14 protein-coding genes are annotated in these 17,184 nt (G+C 62.7%); 3 read left to right on the top strand and 11 right to left on the bottom strand.

The window, feature by feature from the left end; genetic code table 11:
- Positions 1 to 175 precede the first annotated feature (175 nt).
- Both ACMV18_RS10580 and ACMV18_RS10575 read left to right on the top strand, forming a co-directional pair.
- A complete protein-coding gene (locus ACMV18_RS10580) occupies positions 176 to 814 on the top strand; it encodes an NAD(P)H-dependent oxidoreductase (RefSeq protein WP_374257125.1) in 639 nt (212 codons plus the stop codon).
- A 68-nt stretch (positions 815 to 882) separates the two neighbouring features.
- Complete coding sequence (locus ACMV18_RS10575) at positions 883 to 1,173, top strand: hypothetical protein (protein WP_420817816.1); 291 nt, start codon at positions 883 to 885, stop codon at positions 1,171 to 1,173.
- A gap of 4 nt (positions 1,174 to 1,177) precedes the next feature.
- On the opposite strand, the gene ACMV18_RS10570 is transcribed toward ACMV18_RS10575, so the two are convergent.
- Both ACMV18_RS10570 and ACMV18_RS10565 read right to left on the bottom strand, forming a co-directional pair.
- The gene (locus tag ACMV18_RS10570; RefSeq protein WP_420817815.1) at positions 1,178 to 3,211 is read right to left on the bottom strand and encodes a PAS domain S-box protein; all 2,034 of its coding nucleotides are present in this window, start codon (positions 3,209 to 3,211) and stop codon (positions 1,178 to 1,180) included.
- Between the two features lie 98 nt (positions 3,212 to 3,309).
- Positions 3,310 to 4,779: a diguanylate cyclase domain-containing protein gene (locus ACMV18_RS10565; RefSeq protein ID WP_420817814.1), complete on the bottom strand. Its 1,470-nt coding sequence runs from the start codon at positions 4,777 to 4,779 to the stop codon at positions 3,310 to 3,312.
- Positions 4,780 to 5,010: 231 nt separating this feature from the next.
- On the opposite strand from ACMV18_RS10565, the gene ACMV18_RS10560 reads away from it, so the two are divergent.
- Positions 5,011 to 6,270 carry a putative Na+/H+ antiporter gene (locus tag ACMV18_RS10560; protein ID WP_420817813.1) on the top strand — a complete coding sequence of 420 codons (1,260 nt, stop codon included), beginning with the start codon at positions 5,011 to 5,013 and terminating at the stop codon, positions 6,268 to 6,270.
- 24 nt (positions 6,271 to 6,294) lie between these two features.
- Here ACMV18_RS10560 and ACMV18_RS10555 read toward each other — a convergent pair whose 3' ends face one another.
- From ACMV18_RS10555 to ACMV18_RS10515, 9 genes are all read right to left on the bottom strand, one after another.
- A complete protein-coding gene (locus ACMV18_RS10555) occupies positions 6,295 to 6,774 on the bottom strand; it encodes a hypothetical protein (protein ID WP_420817812.1) in 480 nt (159 codons plus the stop codon).
- Between the two features lie 15 nt (positions 6,775 to 6,789).
- Positions 6,790 to 8,115: a nitrate- and nitrite sensing domain-containing protein gene (locus tag ACMV18_RS10550; protein WP_420817811.1), complete on the bottom strand. Its 1,326-nt coding sequence runs from the start codon at positions 8,113 to 8,115 to the stop codon at positions 6,790 to 6,792.
- 71 nt (positions 8,116 to 8,186) lie between these two features.
- A complete protein-coding gene (nirD, locus tag ACMV18_RS10545) occupies positions 8,187 to 8,546 on the bottom strand; it encodes a nitrite reductase small subunit NirD (protein ID WP_420817810.1) in 360 nt (119 codons plus the stop codon).
- A gap of 21 nt (positions 8,547 to 8,567) precedes the next feature.
- Positions 8,568 to 11,096, bottom strand: a complete 2,529-nt coding sequence (gene nirB, locus ACMV18_RS10540; RefSeq protein WP_420817809.1) for a nitrite reductase large subunit NirB — start codon at positions 11,094 to 11,096, stop codon at positions 8,568 to 8,570.
- Between the two features lie 299 nt (positions 11,097 to 11,395).
- Positions 11,396 to 12,292: a DUF535 family protein gene (locus ACMV18_RS10535; protein WP_420817808.1), complete on the bottom strand. Its 897-nt coding sequence runs from the start codon at positions 12,290 to 12,292 to the stop codon at positions 11,396 to 11,398.
- 23 nt (positions 12,293 to 12,315) lie between these two features.
- The gene (locus tag ACMV18_RS10530) at positions 12,316 to 14,040 is read right to left on the bottom strand and encodes an alkaline phosphatase D family protein (protein ID WP_420817807.1); all 1,725 of its coding nucleotides are present in this window, start codon (positions 14,038 to 14,040) and stop codon (positions 12,316 to 12,318) included.
- A 96-nt stretch (positions 14,041 to 14,136) separates the two neighbouring features.
- Complete coding sequence (locus ACMV18_RS10525; RefSeq protein WP_420817806.1) at positions 14,137 to 14,937, bottom strand: acetoacetate decarboxylase family protein; 801 nt, start codon at positions 14,935 to 14,937, stop codon at positions 14,137 to 14,139.
- Between the two features lies 1 nt (position 14,938).
- Positions 14,939 to 16,315 (bottom strand): acyl-CoA dehydrogenase family protein, encoded by a 1,377-nt coding sequence (locus ACMV18_RS10520; RefSeq protein WP_420817805.1) that lies wholly within the window; start codon positions 16,313 to 16,315, stop codon positions 14,939 to 14,941.
- Positions 16,312 to 17,184, bottom strand: an 873-nt coding sequence (locus tag ACMV18_RS10515; protein WP_420817804.1) for an acyl-CoA dehydrogenase family protein, incomplete at its 5' end; no start/stop codon positions are given. The genes ACMV18_RS10515 and ACMV18_RS10520, both read right to left, overlap by 4 nt.

Raw genomic sequence — 17,184 nt, 5'->3', positions numbered from 1 at the left:
TAGGGGGACTACCCTCTGACGAGCTGAAACCACCCTGATCCAAGGGCCGAATTAACACAGTCAGCCTTCCTGCGCAAAGCCCCTACGGTCACGAACCTGGAAAAGAGTTGAGAACATGGCGTCCATGTGCCCTGAAGGGCGCGTTGTCATCCCTTCATCTGAAAGACCCGTCGACATGTCTGATCTGCTGAACAAACTGCAATGGCGCTACGCAACCAAGAAGATGGACCCCGCCAAGGCGGTGCCCGAAGACAAGGTTGAGCGCATCCTGGAAGCGGTGCGTTTGACCGCCACCTCCAGTGGCTTGCAGCCCTATCAGGTTCTGCTGGTCACCAACCCAGCCTTGCGCGAGCAGATCAAGCCCCACGCCTGGAATCAGGGACAGATCACCGACTGTTCTCACTTGCTGGTCTTTGCGGCCTGGGACAACTACACCCCCGAGCGCATCAACAGCATGTTTGACTTGGTCAACGAAGAACGCGGCTTCAAGAACGAAGGCTGGGAGGCCTATCGTCAGATGCTGCTCAACACCTATCCCAAGCGCGATGCAGAAACCAATTACCAGCATGCCGCACGTCAGGCCTACATTGGTCTGGGTTCGGCCTTGATCGCCGCCGCTGACGAGGAAGTGGACTGCACCCCCATGGAAGGCTTCGACCCCGCCAAGGTGGACGACATCCTGGGCCTGCGTGAACGAGGCCTGCGCTCGGTGGTGCTCCTGCCTCTGGGCTACCGCGCCGCCGAGGGCGACTGGCTCGTCAACCTGAAGAAGGTGCGCCGCGCCCGAGATCAATTCATCATCGACCTGAAGTAAATCAGATCGCGCGTGCTTCCCGGGTGCTAGGCTCTTTTCGAGCCTATCGATCGTCACGGGAGCCTGAGATGTCACGCGCGTTCAAGCTGGACTTATTCGATCACATCCTGCCGGTGATGAGTTTGGTCGTCACGGCAGGTCTGGCCTGGATTTTCGCCACGCGATCCGGCTGGGTGTACTGGGCGACCCTGCTGGGCTATCCCGTCCTGTGCTGCGCCGTGCCGCTGGTCATGTTCTTGCGCACCCGCCACAGCAACTACGGTGGGGCTGCAGCGGGCGCCATGGTGTCGTCCATCGTCTTCAGCATGTTGATCGGCTTTGAAGTCGTGGCGTGGGTTCTGGCCTACCTGTTCGGTTGAACGCTCACCCCAGTGCCGCATTCTTGTCTGGCGCCACCAAGGGCAACTCCAGGGTGATGCAACTGCCTTGCCCCTTTTGACTCTGAGCCTGGACGGTGCCACCCAACAGATCCGTCACCAGGGTGTACACAATGTGCAAACCCAGTCCGGAGCCGCCCCGCCCCATTTTGGTCGTGAAGAACGGATCGAAAATGCGCGCCAGATTGGCCTCGTCGATGCCGCAGCCGTTGTCCTGCACTTGAATGCGGACACGCTGCGCATCCTGCATGCGACACACGATTCGCACCACCTTGGGCTGCGTCACGTGCTCAAAGGCATGCGCCACCGCGTTGTTCACGAGATTCATGAGCACCTGCGTCAGCGGGCCGGGATAGCTGTCCATCCGTACGGGACTGGCCACATCTTCCTCCAGCTCGACTTGGCTGCGCCGCAGCGTGGGACTCAGCGTCAGGCGCATCTCGTGGATCACCTCCGCCAGTTCAAACGGACGACGCTGGTAGCTGGACTGGTCAACGGCCACCTGCTTGAAGCTGGCGATCAACTCGGCCGCACGGCGCAGATTGCGCTCGATGACCTCGGTGGACTCTTGCCAGTTCGCCAGGAACTGCTCCAGCACCGAGCGGCGTAACCCCAGTTGCACCTGCTCGGCAAATCGCTTGTTGTGGTCGGCCAAAGTGCTGGCCACCATGACCGCGTTGCCAATGGGCGTGTTCAACTCGTGCGCCACACCAGCCACCAACGCCCCCAGGCTGGCCAGCTTTTCGGACCGAACCAGGTCATCACGGGTTTTCTTCAAATCGTCGATGGCCGTGCGCAAGGCTTCCGTCCGCTCGTCCACCCGTTTCTCCAGGGTGGCATTGAGCTCCTCCAATTCACGCTGGGCCATACGAATGTCGGTGACATCGTAAAAACTGGTCATCAGCTCCCTGCCAATCATGGCGCCACCGATGAGTACATGGCGATGCTGCCCGTCGTGGCATCGCACACGGAATTCGGTCGGACGAATTTCACCGCCAGGCTGAGCCACCGCGCTCAAACCCATTTGCCATGCTGTCTGTGCACGGACACGATAAGCCTCGTCCGGATACGCCTTGGCCCACCACGCATCAATGGTGGGCACTTCATCGATTTCATAACCAAACAGCTCGCTCCATCGCCGGTTGATGGCATGCACAGGACCGCTCGCATCCACCGGCGCACGCTCGAAGAGTTGACGAAACCGCTGCTCACTGGCCTGAAGCGCTTGGGCCGCACGCTCTGACTCGGTCACGTCTCGCAGCACAACCACCGTTCGCAAGCGGGGCGACTCGCCGGGCCAATGCATGGCGCGCGCCGGGTTGAGCGTGACCTCGGCAGTGAACACATTGCCATCCGGTCGCTTGTGCTGCCACCGAAACTGCTGGCGCTCGCCCGACAAGGCCTTGGTCAGCAAGGCCACGGCCGCCTCATCGGAGCTGGCCCCGTCACGCTGATGCCCCGGGGACAGATCCTGGGGGCGAGAGCCGATCAGCCGTTCTCTGGGCAAACCATAGAGCCGCTCTGCCGCAGGATTGCACTCGATGATGTAGAAGTCTTCCACGAGCAGCATGGCGTCGTTCGCGCTCTCCACCATCTCGCGGAACTCTCGCAGGCTGGATTCAGCTCGGGCGCGCTCCTCGTCCAGTTCTCGTTGTGCCGTGACGTCCTGGTAGGCCGTCAACAGGCTGTATTGGCCCTGAACATGGACTGCCTGCACCGTGACGATGACACGCAGCCATCGACCGTCGGCCACCCGCATGTCCGCCTCGACCACTTGTTTGGTGCCTTCGGCATGGGCCCGGGCCAACACAGTCTCACGCAACGGCTCATCCCGCCAGAGGTTGAACGCATTGCCTTGCTTGCCCTGAATGTGCGCAAACGCATAGCCAAACGTGTCACACCAGGCCCGGTTCCAGTACGAAGCGATCGGGGTGCCGTCCGCCGACATGGGCGTCCATGACAGCGGCACGGGCGCCAGGTCAAACAAGTCATCCGAGACAAAAGCAGGCGTCTGCGACATCGAGCATCCTCTTTCAGGGCGCGCCAAGCTGTGGGCCCATGCGCCAAGCGTACGCGCATTGCCCCATCCCGCAACCGCGAGAAAACACCATCTCGCGCTCAAGCACGCACGACCGTGCTGCGCTCACGTTTGCTGCGATACATGTCCGAATCGGCCACCGCCATGAGCGCATCGGCATCGCCCCCATCGTCGGGGAACACGGCAATGCCGATGCTGGCGCCCACGCGCAGGGACTGCCCTTGCAGCACGAATGGCGCAGTGAGTTGATCCGTCAGGCTGTCGGCCACGCGCTGGCAAGCCTCGCGATCGGCCACGTCGTGCAGGATGAGCGTGAACTCGTCGCCACCTCGGCGAGAGACCGTGTCACTGGCGCGGAGGGCTTGCTGCAGGCGCATCGCCACGGCCTTGAGCAAGAGGTCACCCACATCGTGGCCATGTGCGTCATTGACGGCCTTGAACCCGTCCAGATCCATGAACAACAAGCCCAGGCGGCCGTGCTCACGACGTGCGCGGGCCATGCCAACTTGCAGGCGATCATCAAACAACAGGCGATTGGGCAAGTTGGTCAAAGGATCGTTGTAGGCCAGGCCGCTCAGATGCGCCTCGGTGCTGCGCTGGGTGGTCACGTCCATCACGGTTTCCACGAACAGCTTGCGCGATTCCCACATCGCTTCATGACGTTCGGTGCTGGCGATGAAGGTACTGCCATCAGAACGATGCCCCACCAGATCCTCACCCTGTGGCCGCAACAACGTGCTCACACGCAGCCCCACCAAGGCCTCTTCACCATAGCCGAACATGCGGGCCATGGTGTCATTGGTGCGAAAGATCGTGTCCGCATCGGTGTCCAGCACCACCACGGCCGCAGACACCTTGTGCAGCACCTCATCCAGCAGGTCATGCTGCAAGCGGGTCATCTGCATCCGCTTGGCGTACAGCCACATGGAAAAGAAAAAGGTGCCCAACGCCAGAGAGAAGGTGACCCCCAGCAGCAATCGGATGCGCCCGGCTTCTTGCTGTGTCCACGCCTCCAGGGCACCGGTCAGGCGGTTCATCTGATCCAGCAACAGCAAGTTGTCGGCCCGGGCATACGGCATCGCAGGGCCGATCACCTGTGGCAGCTGATCGGGGCGGGCATCCATCACGCGCTTCAAATGGCTGCGCCAGGGTGCCCATGAGGTCATGGCCTCCTCCAGCACCACCGTCACGCTGCTGGCGCGGACCGGCTCCAGATACACAGGCCGACCGTATCCATCGAGCGTGTCGCGCCCCTCTGCAAAGCCGCTCAGGGTGCCATCAAACAGCGCATACGCGTCGCGCAACTCGCGCTGCGCGCGGTCGGTCGACAGTCCGAACTGCAGGTCATGCTCCATTTGGAGCAGCGACTTGGCCATGCGTTGCGACAACATCCGCTGTCGCCCGGCCAGGTTGATGGCCACCGCACCACGCTCCACCTCCAGCGACTGCCAGAAGTTCAATGCAATCGCGCTGAGATCAAAAAACAAAAAGAGAGCCACCGCGATCAACAGACCGCGTGAATAGGGCGTGCGGGCGCGTGCAGAGCTCATGCTGATCGCAACTTCCACCCCATTCACGCTGAACTGGGGTGCTCCATCCTGAAATTGTGTGCGTCCTCAGTGTGCCTGCTCGTCATGCCTCAACGTGACACCAGGCCTGCCAACTCGACTGCACCGAGAACGATTTCTCGCGGCAGCGTTGCAAAAAGATACATGGCAGACTATGCCACGATCATTTCCCTGCATGCCGCAAACCACGCGACGACCACGGATACTCGTCACATGAATCAACCCACCTTCATCCAACTGACGGGCGCCATCCTATTTGGTCTGGCCGTCTTGCACACGTTTTCGACCAAGTTCTTTGAACGCCTGGCGCACCGTCAGCCTCGCCATGCTGGCATCTGGCACCTGTTGGGCGAAGTCGAGGTGGTCTTCGGCTTCTGGGCGCTGGTCCTGATGCTGGTGATGTTTGGCAGCAGCGGTGGCGAGGCGGCCATCCACTACATCGAGTCTCGCAACTTCACCGAGCCGCTGTTTGTGTTCGCCATCATGGTGATCGCGGCCACTCGCCCCATCCTGCAGTTGGCCGGCAGTCTGGTCCGGCTGATCGCCCGCGGCTTGCCCTTGCCGCAGCCCGTCGCGCTGTACTTTCTGCTGTTGTCACTGGTGCCCTTGCTGGGCTCGTTCATCACCGAGCCCGCCGCCATGACGATGGCCGCACTCATGCTGAGGGACACCTCGCTGGCACACAAGCCGTCCACCCGCCTTCAATATGTGACCTTGGGGGTGCTGTTCGTCAACATTTCGATCGGCGGCACCCTCACCCACTTTGCGGCGCCGCCCGTGCTGATGGTGGCAGGGACCTGGGGCTGGGATCTGACTTTCATGTTGACCCATTTCGGCTGGAAGTCCGCGATCGCCGTGGCACTGAACGCCGCCCTGGCCACCTTGGTGTGCCAGCAAGAACTGCGGCAAGCGCCCCCACCTGCTGTGGCCGAAGCCGGGTCGGCCCCCTGGACATTGGTGATCACGCATCTGGCTTTTTTGGCGCTGGTGGTGGCCTTTGCGCACCATCCCGCCGTGTTCATGGGGCTGTTCCTGTTTTTCCTGGGCATTGCGCAGGCCTATCCGCGCCATCAGAACCCACTGATCCTGCGTGAGGCCTTGCTCGTGGCCTTCTTCCTGGGCGGGCTGGTGGTGCTGGGGGGCTTGCAACAGTGGTGGCTGGAGCCCGTGTTGATGTCCATGAGCAGCGACACGGTGTACTGGGGGGCCACTGCACTGACGGCCATCACCGACAACGCCGCGCTGACTTATCTGGGTTCACTGGTTCAAGGCTTGCCCATGGACTTCAAGCTGGCCTTGGTGGGGGGTGCCGTCACCGGCGGGGGGCTGACCTTGATTGCCAACGCACCCAACCCGGCTGGCGCCGCCATCCTGAAAGACGTGTTCACCGACAAGGCCATACAGCCGCTGGGCCTGCTGCTGGCCGCACTGCCGCCCACCTTGGTGGCTGCTCTGGCGCTGCGTTGCCTCTGAGGCCACGCAGCCGAGGGACGTGCTTCAAGGCGCCTTGGACGCGGCACCGTCCTTGTCGAGCAACTTGTCAACGCGCGCTTGGGCCCGGTTGCGGACCACAAATCGCTCCAGCACCGACAGGTCGCGCATGAGCTGCTGCCCTTTGGTGGTGCAGGTTTGCTGGCGCGCTTGCTGATCCGCCTTGCGCAGCGCCTTCCATCGGGCTTCAGCGGCTTGCAGCATCTGATCCGCCTCCGGATTACGCAGGCCTTTCTTGTAGGCCACCCCGATGAAGGCGAACCCCAACTCGGTGTCCGAGAGGATGGCTTTGTCCCGGGCAGCGGAACGCGGCTGTGCTTGCCGCTCGACCACGCGCGCCTTCAAGGCTGCCGTGCAATCAGAGGCCTCGGCGTAAAACGGATCCCCGGCAGGCTTGGCGGGGGGCTGCCCCTGCGCCCACGCTGCGAAGCTGGCCACACACAGGAGACTGGCAAGAGTCTGTCGCGCCTTGATCATGCGCCACATGTTACGTCAGGTCGCTCACCGCTTGGTGGCATCTCCGGCACGTTCGCCAAACACAACATCGGGCAGCGACAAGGTCGCCTGCGCCACGTCCAGCAGTTTGCGGTTGTGATCCATGGAGGCCTTTTGCAAGGCACGGAAAGCGGCGTCTTCCGTCAAACCCAATCGCGCCATGAGCACGCCCTTGGCCCGCTCAATCAACTTGCGCTCGTGCAACGCACGGCGTGCACTCTCCAGCTCGACCTCCATGCTGGCAAGTCGCGCCGATTGCGTTTTGAGCACATCCAGCAGCACGTGCATGGAGGGATCGGTCGCGGCGCTGGGCGCGGGTTTGGTCTCCGAATCCAGCTTGAGTGGCAACGCGGGCACGCCCTGCTGCCCTGACTTGGTCTGGAAGAAACGCGCCACGGCCAAGGCATGCTGCGGGGGATTGGCTTTCAACTGCGTGACGAGACTCTCGGAATCTTGCAAACTTTGTTTCGCCTGCTCGATCTGCGTGGCGCACGCGCCCGACAAACACGCCACCAGCTCAGACTGAATCTGCCACATCTCGGTGATGCGGGCGGTGGCGGCCGCAAACCAGTTCTCACTCATGGACGGGTCCAAGGCCGCACCGTCACGCGTCACGCACAGGGTGCGGCGCAAGCGCTCCAGCTGCGCCATGTTGGGCACCAGTTGGTAGCATTGCCAACGCTCTTTCAGGGCCGTGTCGGCAAACTCTTCAAAGACACTCAGACCACGCTCTTGTGCTTCAATGAGTTGGACCACGCGCTGCTGCTCGGCCTCGTCACACTGCCCCGAAGCGAACAGCTGAGCGCCGACGGCACGTTCCTGCCCAGCCGCCTCCTTGCCTTGCACAAGGTGCACAAAAGCCACCAGCAATCTGGAAATCGCCGGGTTGGAAGCGGCATCGGCCACCAACACGATCAATTCCAGCAAGCCCGCGATCACACCGCTGAAGGCGGCCACAGCGTCATGTGCGGAGCAGCTTCGCTGCGCCACGCGAGAACGCAAATCCGTGAGCGCATCCAGGTCCAGTGCCACCCATGCCATCAAGGACAGCATCTTGGCCGACGCGCCCTGCTCCGGCAGCAACTGGGCCGACAAGCCAGCATGGAGTGCCTGCTCGATCTGTTGGGATGCCGACATGGCGGCCTGCCGCTCCGGCACAAACCGCTCGCCCGACGAGGCCAGATAAATGCTGGTCGCACCGCGTTCATGCTGCAGCGCGTGAATCAACTGCCCGACCAGATCCACCAGATCGATGCGCACCGCCAGTTGCTGCAGCGCTTCCAGCTCCAGCTGTCGGGCACGTAAGACGAATTGAGACACAGACACAGGCATGGCAACAACACAAAGACGCTCTGCGGCCATTGTCGCCAATTTGCGCGCAGAGATGAGCTCATCACCTCCAGTCAGGTGATGGCCACCTCGATGCGTCCCCCCGCGACACGCAATGAATGGGCGGCCACGCTACAGCTTGGGTCTTCCAGGCACTCGCCCGTGCGCAGGTCAATGTGGTTCTTGTAGAGCGGCGAGGCCACGACCACCCGCTCACCCAGATTGCCCACCAGACCGCGTGACAGCACGCTGGCCCCAGACTTGGGGTCCACGTTGTCGATGGCGAAGTACTGCTCCTGGCCCACGCGGAAGACCGCCACGTGGCGCCCTTCCACCCACGCGCACACCCCGGTGTCCGGCCAGATCTCGTCGGCACCACACACGTCGGTCCACAGCCCCACAGCGGGCGCATCCATTTTCATGACGGCATTCATCTCTCTCTCCTGTTCCCTGGCTTAGACCGCAGCCTCGGCCGATGCATCGGCACGTTCGTCTGCACGCGCCGGACGGATCTGGCCACGCTCCTTCACAAACACGATGCGCTCGTCCTTCACGTCGCTGTTGACGAAGGAACGGAAGCGCTTGCGGGTTTCCGGATCGGTGATGGCCGTCTTCCACTCGCACTGGTAGGTGTCGACCACATGCTGCATCTGGGCTTCCAGCTCCGCGTTGAGGCCCAGGTTGTCGTCGAGGAGGACGCCCTTGAGGTAATCCAGACCCCCTTCCAGGTTCTCGCGCCAGGTGCTGGTGCGCTGCAGGCGATCGGCGGTGCGCACATAGAACATCAGCACACGGTCGATCAGCTTGATCAGATCGGCCTTGCTGAGATCCGAGGCGAACAGCTCGGCGTGACGGGGCTTCATGCCGCCGTTGCCGCAGATGTACAGGTTCCAGCCCTTTTCGGTGGCGATGACACCGATGTCCTTGCCTTGCGCTTCGGCACACTCGCGGGTGCAGCCCGACACGCCGAACTTGATCTTGTGTGGCGCGCGCAGGCCCTTGTATCGGTTTTCCAGCTCCACGGCCAGGCCCACGCTGTCGTCCACCCCATAGCGGCACCAGGTCGAGCCCACGCAGCTCTTCACGGTGCGCAACGACTTGCCATAGGCGTGCCCCGACTCGAACCCTGCGGCGATCAGCTCTTCCCAGATCAGGGGCAGTTGCTCAACGCGTGCACCAAACATGTCCACACGCTGGCCGCCGGTGATCTTGGTGTACAGCCCGTACTTCTTGGCGATCTGCCCCACGGCAATCAAGCCATCGGGCGTGACTTCGCCTCCAGCCATGCGCGGCACCACCGAGTAGGTGCCATCCTTCTGGATGTTGCCCAGGAAGTAGTCGTTGCTGTCTTGCAGACGGGCCAGGTCTTTCTTGAGGACAAAGTCGTTCCAGACCGATGCCAGGATGTTGGCCGCCGTGGGCTTGCAGATATCGCAACCCAGGCCCTTGCCGTGCTTGGCCAGCAATTCGTCAAAGGTCTTGATCTGGCCCACGCGGATGAGGTGGTACAGCTCCTGACGCGAGTAGGCAAAGTGTTCGCAGACATGGTTGTTGACCGCCATGCCGCGCTTTTTCATCTCGGCCTTCATGACCTGGGTCACCAGGGGCACGCAGCCGCCGCAGGTGGCGCCAGCTTTGGTGCACGCCTTCAGGTCCGCGATGCTGGTGATGCCTTCGCCCACGGCCGAGCAAATCTGGCCCTTGCTCACACTGTTGCACGAGCAGATCTGGGCGCTGTCCGGCAAGGCGTCAGGACCCAGGCCGGGTTTGGCCTTGCCATCGCTGGCGGGCAGGAACAGGAATTCGGGATCCTCTGGCAGCGGGATCTGGTTGAGGGTCATCTGCAGCAAGGTGCCGTATTCATCGGCATTGCCCACCAGCACGGCGCCCAGCAACTGCTTGCCGTCCTGGCTGACCACCATCTTCTTGTAAACCTGCTTGACCTCGTCCACGTACTGGAAGGTGCGGCAGTGCGGGGTCTTGGCATGGGCATCGCCAATCGAGGCCACGTCCACGCCCATGAGCTTGAGCTTGGTGCTCATGTCGGCACCCGTGAAGGCGGCCGACTCATCGCCTGCGATGTGCTTGGCGACCACACGGGCCATGTCATAGCCCGGCGCCACGAGACCAAAGGTCTGATCCTGCCAGGAGGCGCACTCGCCAATGGCGTAGATGTGGTGGTCACTGGTGCGGCAGTGATCGTCGATCACCACACCACCGCGCGGGCCAATGGCCAGCACACACTGGCGGGCCAGTTCATCACGAGGGCGGATACCGGCCGAGAACACGATCATGTCGGTCTCGTGGTAGCTGCCGTCTTCAAACATCATGCGGTGCTTGTGCTCGGCGCCGTCCACGATCTTGACGGTGCTGTGGCTGGTCAACACGTGCACGCCCAGTTCTTCAATCTTGTGACGCAGCACGCGGCCACCGCCCTCGTCCACCTGCACGGCCATCAGGCGCGGGGCAAACTCGACCACATGGGTCTCCAGCCCCATGTCACGCAGGGCCTTGGCGCACTCCAGCCCCAGCAAGCCACCGCCCACCACCACGCCATTCTTGGCCTTGGCCCCGGCGGCCTTCATGCCCTCCAGGTCTTCGATGGTGCGGTAGACAAAGCACTTCTCGCGGTCACGGCCATTGATGGGCGGCACGAAGGGCGTCGAGCCGGTGGCCAACACCAGCTTGTCGTACTGCAGGGTTTCGCCGTCGGCGGTGGTCACCGTGTTGGTGCGGCGCTCGATGGCCACGGCCTTGGCAGCCAGACGCAGCTTGAAGCCCGTGCGCTCGAAAAAGCCGGATTCGACCAGCGACAAGTCATCCGCTGTTTTGCCCGAGAAGTATTCAGACAGGTGCACTCGGTCGTAGGCGGGGCGCGGCTCTTCGCACAGCACCGTGACTTCCACATCCTTCAAGCCGGTCTCTGCCAGGCTTTCCAGGAACTTGTGCCCGACCATGCCATGGCCAACAACGACGATTTTCATAGGGACTCCGACTAAGGTGCGCGGGGCGCAAACAAACGACAGCTTCGTTCCGGTGCATGCCGATCTGGCCTCAGGCCTTTGATCGACATCCGGAGAAAGCAGAACTGAATCGGTGCTCTACAAATCAGAACCACCGGACTGCTTTCCGCCGCCGTTAGCGGAATCCGTGACGCCCCACGACGCGACAACACGTTGGGGCACGGTCAATTACACGCAAGTTGTGTGCCACCGTGCCGCGCACCATCCCGGTGCTGCCAGCCGTCCCCGCCGCGCTTAAGATCTGATGGGGGCCCACCTTGTCACACGTCCGAGCCCCCACGCAGGCGCTGCGCGACATCGTCCAGCCATGCATAGCGCCGACGATACATGGCACGTTTGCGTGCATCGATGTCGCTCATCTCGCGGCGAGGCATCGGTAGCAGCAAGCCCCAGCGGCCGGCCCCTTTGGGCACCATGCCACAGTCCCGAAACAAGGCCTCGTAGTCAAACGAGATGCCTTTGGGTACCCGGTACCACCGGCTCTTGGCCTGATACCGGGGTGACACGAAGCTGACCGACTGGCGCCATCTTTGCGCCAGCTCCCCCAACGCTTCGACCAGAAAGACCTGCGGACGCAGTCCGTGGAAGTGCTTGGTGAAGCGCTTGATCACCTCCGGTGCATGGGTCGTCTCGGTCGAGGCGCCACCTTGTACCGAGCCCACCAACATCCGGCCATGCGGCAAGAAGCTGAAGGTCAGCTGGAACACGTGCGTGGCCTCGCCGTGCACCAGTCGCAAGGTCCACAAGCCTTCTTCGGGGTACAGGCTGTTGAAGGCCAACTCAAGCCGGAAGCCCTCCCCCAAGTCCAGCAAGATGCTCTCGCGGCCCGCCGCCAGATCCAATTTCTGGCGCGTCGAAAAATGCTGACTCGCCGCAGCGAAATCCGCTGCGGCCCAGCCGGGCCGTCGCCACAGGGGCACGAGTCGGTCCACATAGCAGCGCATCACGGGGCGCAGGCACAAGGGGTTGTCCAGCACCAAGGCCTGCCAGGCCGGCTCAATCATCAACGCGGACGTCAATGATTGCCGCCACGGCGCACTCAGCCACCAACGTACGCGCGCGGACCAGGCCGCCCACCGCCCGGATCGCATGCGCATGGCATGCACGGGCGGCTCTGCAAAAGACGACACAGCCCAACTGCGCTGCAACACGGTCATACCACGCCCCTGCTGCTGACGCTTCAACCCATCAGGCTAAAGGAGCGAACCTCATCGGAGGTCGGCGTGGCCACGCTGTAGGTGTGCGAGGTGATGCTGTCGACGAAGACCCATGCCCCGGTGGCCGCACTCGGTGTGAACGTCATCTTGAGGAAGCCGCGGCGAGATGGGTCCATCCAATGCAGGTCATCCACCACGCCTTCAAAAATGCCTTTGATCTGCGCGGGCGGCAAGGCAGACAGGTACTCTTCCAGACCGGGGGAGCTGACGCTGCTGGTCGCAAACTCTTCGCCCACCTTGACACCGGCCAGTGCGGAATCCGCGTAGCCAGCCAGGGTCAAGTCCGCATGCCACGCGTTGTGGGTGTCACCGGCCAGACAAACGAGGCGCTTGCCCAAGCTGTAGGCCGTCATCAAGAGGGTCTCGCGCGCCGCGGGGTAGCCGTCCCAGGCATCCAGGTTGTAGCCCAGTTTGGTTTGCGACATCAGGGCTTGCTGCTCGGGCGTGCGAGAAGCCGCAGGAGTGGCTTTGGCCGTCAGGTACGCGTTGATCGCGGCCTGTGCTGCAGCCAGCGCTTCAGGCGACGTGTTCTCGGGATTCAGTGCGTTGAGGATGGACAAGGGGAAGGCCATGCGCGCCATCAGCACTTGCTGACCCAACACCTGCCAGGTGGCCGTCGAGGCTGCCAGCTTCCCTTGCAACCAGGACACCTGCGAAGCGCCCATCATTTGGCGCGTCGACGACGACAAGGTCGCGGTGGCCGAAGCGGCCGTGCTCGGGTCCAGCAACTCGCTGAACGTCACCTGCTTGTCGCGGCCGTACAGACGGGTGTCGAGCATGTGCAGGCTGAGCAGGTTGCCAAAGTCGAAGGAACGGAAGATCACCGATGCGTCGCTGCCGGTGCGAATGGGCATCCACTCGTGATACGCCTGCATGGCGGCCTGCTTGCGCGCCGCAAAAGAGCCTTCGGTGGCGGCATCGTGGTTCTCGGCCCCATCCTTGTAGCTGTCGTTGGCCACTTCATGGTCGTCCCACACCGCAATCATCGGCATGCGGGCATGCAAGGTCTTCGCGTCGGGGTCGGACTTGTACTGCGCGTGGCGACGACGGTAGTCATTGAGCGTCAGCAATTCGGACGTTGGCTCAACCACCCGCCCCAGACTCTTGGCCTGCGCCGAGGCATAGGCGGGAGAACCGTCGGCATTGGTGGCGCCGTATTCATAGATGTAGTCGCCCAGATGGATGGCGAACTGTGCGTTGGACTTGGCTGCTTCTGCGTAGACATTGAAGTAGCCAGCCGGGTAGTTCGCACAAGAGAACACCGCCAGCACCACTTCACTCACCGTTCCGGTGGGCAAGGTGCGCGTGCGACCAATGGCCGACTGATGGCTGCCCTGACGGAAGCGATAGAAATACTCCGTCGCGGGACTGAGACCCGTGGCATCCACTTTGACCGTGAAGGCGGTTGCCGATGTGGCCTGGGCCGCGCCACGGCTCACCACCGTCTTGAAGGTGTTGTCGGTGGCGACTTCCCAGGTCAGGTCGACCATGCCGTCGCTGTCGGGATACTTGGCGTGCGTCCACAAGATCACGCGGTCGCTCAATGGGTCGCCGCTGGCCACGCCGTAGTTGAACTCGGGGGCATCGTCGCCACCACCGCAGCCGGTCAACGCCATGCCGCTGCTCCCGACGGCGGCCAGTGCGCCCAGTTGAATCACAAACTGTCGCCGAGAATTCTGAACTGTCATGATGTAACACCAAGTAAGCCAAAGGCTCGCCACCTTGATGGACGACCATGACAGGCACATGACGCAGGCTGAAGTCCCAGCCTGCGCTCAGGTCATTCAGCGTGATGGCACCGGGGCCCCCGCATTGAGCCGCAACTGCAAACGATCACTCATGCTGGCGCAAAACGGCTTCGCGCCGTCGAGGCCCAGCGCGCGCAGACGCTGTGCCATGGGGTGGCGCGATGTGGACGACACATGCAAGCGCAGGCTGCCTGGCAAGCGCATTTCTGCCCCGCCACGCGTGTTGACCAGCGTGCGCAACAACGGCCCGTCCAGCCTGGAGTACAGAACCAGGTCCAGCAGAGGGCCGGCCACGCCCAAGCCGGCACACCCGTCGACACGGATCAGGTCCGATTGATCAACCGGATCGGTCACGATGCCGGTGAATTGCCGCCCCTGGCGTTGGAACCGAATGGGGGTCACAAACTTGGGATAGCCCCACACTTCCTTGCCTGCGGCACACGCGGCATCGGTGGTCACCGGGAGGTCGACCACATGAAAGCCCAGCGGGTTCTTGTCCAGCGGACGCAGGTAAGACAGCCATGGCATCGTGGGCACGGCGGCACCTTTGGGGGCCACGGCGATCGCAATGCCTGCCTCGTTGTACGGCGCAATGGCGGTACGCCGGTATTCGTAAAACGCCACGCCCACCATGGCTTTGCCGCCGGCAAAAGGCACCACGGCCAGTTCCGGGTCCTGCACCAGCGTCGCAGCCTTGTCGAGATCGACCAGAAAAAGCGCCATGGCAATCGAGCAATCGAAATACAGAATGGGCAGGTCGATCTCGCCGCAACTGGTCTGGAAGGGGGTCACGGGGTACTGAAAAAAGATGTCTTGGTTCCAGGGGGAAGGGGTCATCTCATACTCCTACGGGGTGTTCGGTATCCAGCAACTGCGCCTGCCAGTCCTCCATCAAGGACAGCCGGTTGATCTGGTTCGTGCCTTCAAAAATGCGGGTGAGTCGCACATCGCGCGCGATCCGCTCAATGCGCGCCTCGTGCGCACATCCGTGATCGCCCAACAGGTCCATTGCCATCTCACAGATGCGCTGAGCTCGATCCGTCGCATGGAACTTGCACGCCGACGCCTGCAGCTGGCGTGGCGTCCATCCATGACGCGCCTCTTGCCACACCATGCTGCGCAGGGCACGCGTCTCTGCCAGCATGGTGGCAAGGTGCAGTTGCACTTCCTGGTAATCGATGAGTGGCTTGCCGCCCAAGCGATAGGTGCGCGCAAACTCAATGGCGACCTCGGTGGCAGCACGGGCAAAGCCCACGCCCATGGCGGCCACCGGAATGCGCGAGGCATTGAGCGTGGCGCGATTGAGCACCCAGCCGCGACGCAAGCCACCGATGACCGCATCGTCGGGCACGAACACATCGGAGAACTCCAGCTCGGCCGCTCCAGAAGCGCGCATGCCCATTTTGAGTTCTGTGCGAACCACCTTGAAGCCCGGGCTGTCGGCCCGAACGTGAAAGCACGTCCACGACGACATGTCCTCGCCCGCCAGTGCCGCAAACACCGTCATCGACTTGGCCAGGTCCCCGCCGCTGATGTAGCACTTGCGTCCATTCAGCAACCAGCCCCCGGGCACCGGTCGAGCCACCACGCCCGGCCGGTACTGCGCAGCACCATGCCCGTCTTCGGCGTCCGAACCTGCACCGGGCTCGGTGATGGCAAAGGCCATGAGGTGCGGCTCACCACGCTGACACGACTGGTAGACCGGGCGCAAGAACTTCCAGATCTTGCTGATCTCACCCGAGACCAGAATCGGCATGGTGCCCAGGTGATGGGCCGACAACAGCAGCATCAACCCACCGCAGGCAGCCGAGAACTCCTCCACCACCAAGCTGCATTGCCAGATCATGGCGTACGGCATGGCGCGCCACGACATCGCCCCGAGCGGCGCGGGCAACACATAGCTCAGCCACCCCTGGCGCCCGGCCTCGGACAGCAGGGCGGCCAACTCCGGGTGACACGCACCGGCAGGCAGGTGTGGCGCCAGATCCATCTTGGCGGACAAGGGCTGCAGATGCTGCACCGCAAAGTCTTTGGCGCGACGCCGCAGCGCACGCAAGGCCGCTGGCAAGTGCCGGGTATCGGTCTCCCACAGATCCAGTTGAGGATAGGCCGTCGCCCACCGACTCAAAGCGGGCAATTGCTCAAATTGCCAGCGCGGGGACAGCGCATGGTTCAAGGCCAGATGTCCGTCCAGATGAATGCGATCACGCATCATGCGATCTCCTCTTGCAAGGCCTGCAAGGCCATGGGCAGCCCCCACACGCCACCACTCAGTTGCCGCAACATGTTTTGATCTCGCAGCAGGCGCTCGGGGCCGGCATCACGCATGTAGCCCACACCGCCATGCACCTGGATCACCTGATGATTGGCGTGCACCAAGGCTTCGCAGGCCTGCATGCGGATCGTCACCACATCCTGCAGATCCACCTCCTGAACGGGCACCTGGCAGATTCTCAGCAAGCCAGACACCATCCTCTCTGCGGCATGGATCTCGCCCAACATGGTTTGCACCGCCGGATGCTGATCAATCGTGGCACCGCCTTGTCGACGCAAACCGGCGAAGTCCTTCGCCAAGAGAGCACCGCGCTGCGTCACTCCCAGGCCAATGGCCACCAAGCCCAGCCAATCCACCTTCAGCACCGTTGACAACACCTGCCTCGCCACATCGCCAGACAAGTTGGAGACCTGCATCTCGCAGCCCTCACGCTGCAACACCTTGGACAGGGTAAGGTCCGACAAGCCGTGCGGCGCCGCGTCCTGCTTGACGTGCAATCCGTCATGACGGACCCACGCCCACTGCACCACACCGTCTCGCCAAACGGGCCAGACCACATCGCGCCAGTCGGGCATGGCCACCACCACGGAAGCAGCGTCAGGACGTCCCAGCCAATCCGTCAGCATGCCATCGTCCTCAGCCCCAACCTTGCCTTTCGTCAGCCAACGCCCCAGGCTGCCTCTTGCCAGGCCGTGATGGCCGGTGGTCACCAGCGCGGCGTCGGTCAGATCCAGCTCGGCAAACACCCCGCCCAATTGCGCTTGCAGCCAGGCCCCGAGGGCCCGACGGTGACAGGCGAACGCCAGGCC

This window comes from Aquabacterium sp. (assembly GCF_048860245.1).
In the GTDB taxonomy this organism is placed as follows: domain Bacteria; phylum Pseudomonadota; class Gammaproteobacteria; order Burkholderiales; family Burkholderiaceae_C; genus Aquabacterium.
The sequence above is the reverse complement of the archived record's forward strand: the minus strand, read 5'-3'. Positions and strand labels throughout refer to the sequence as shown.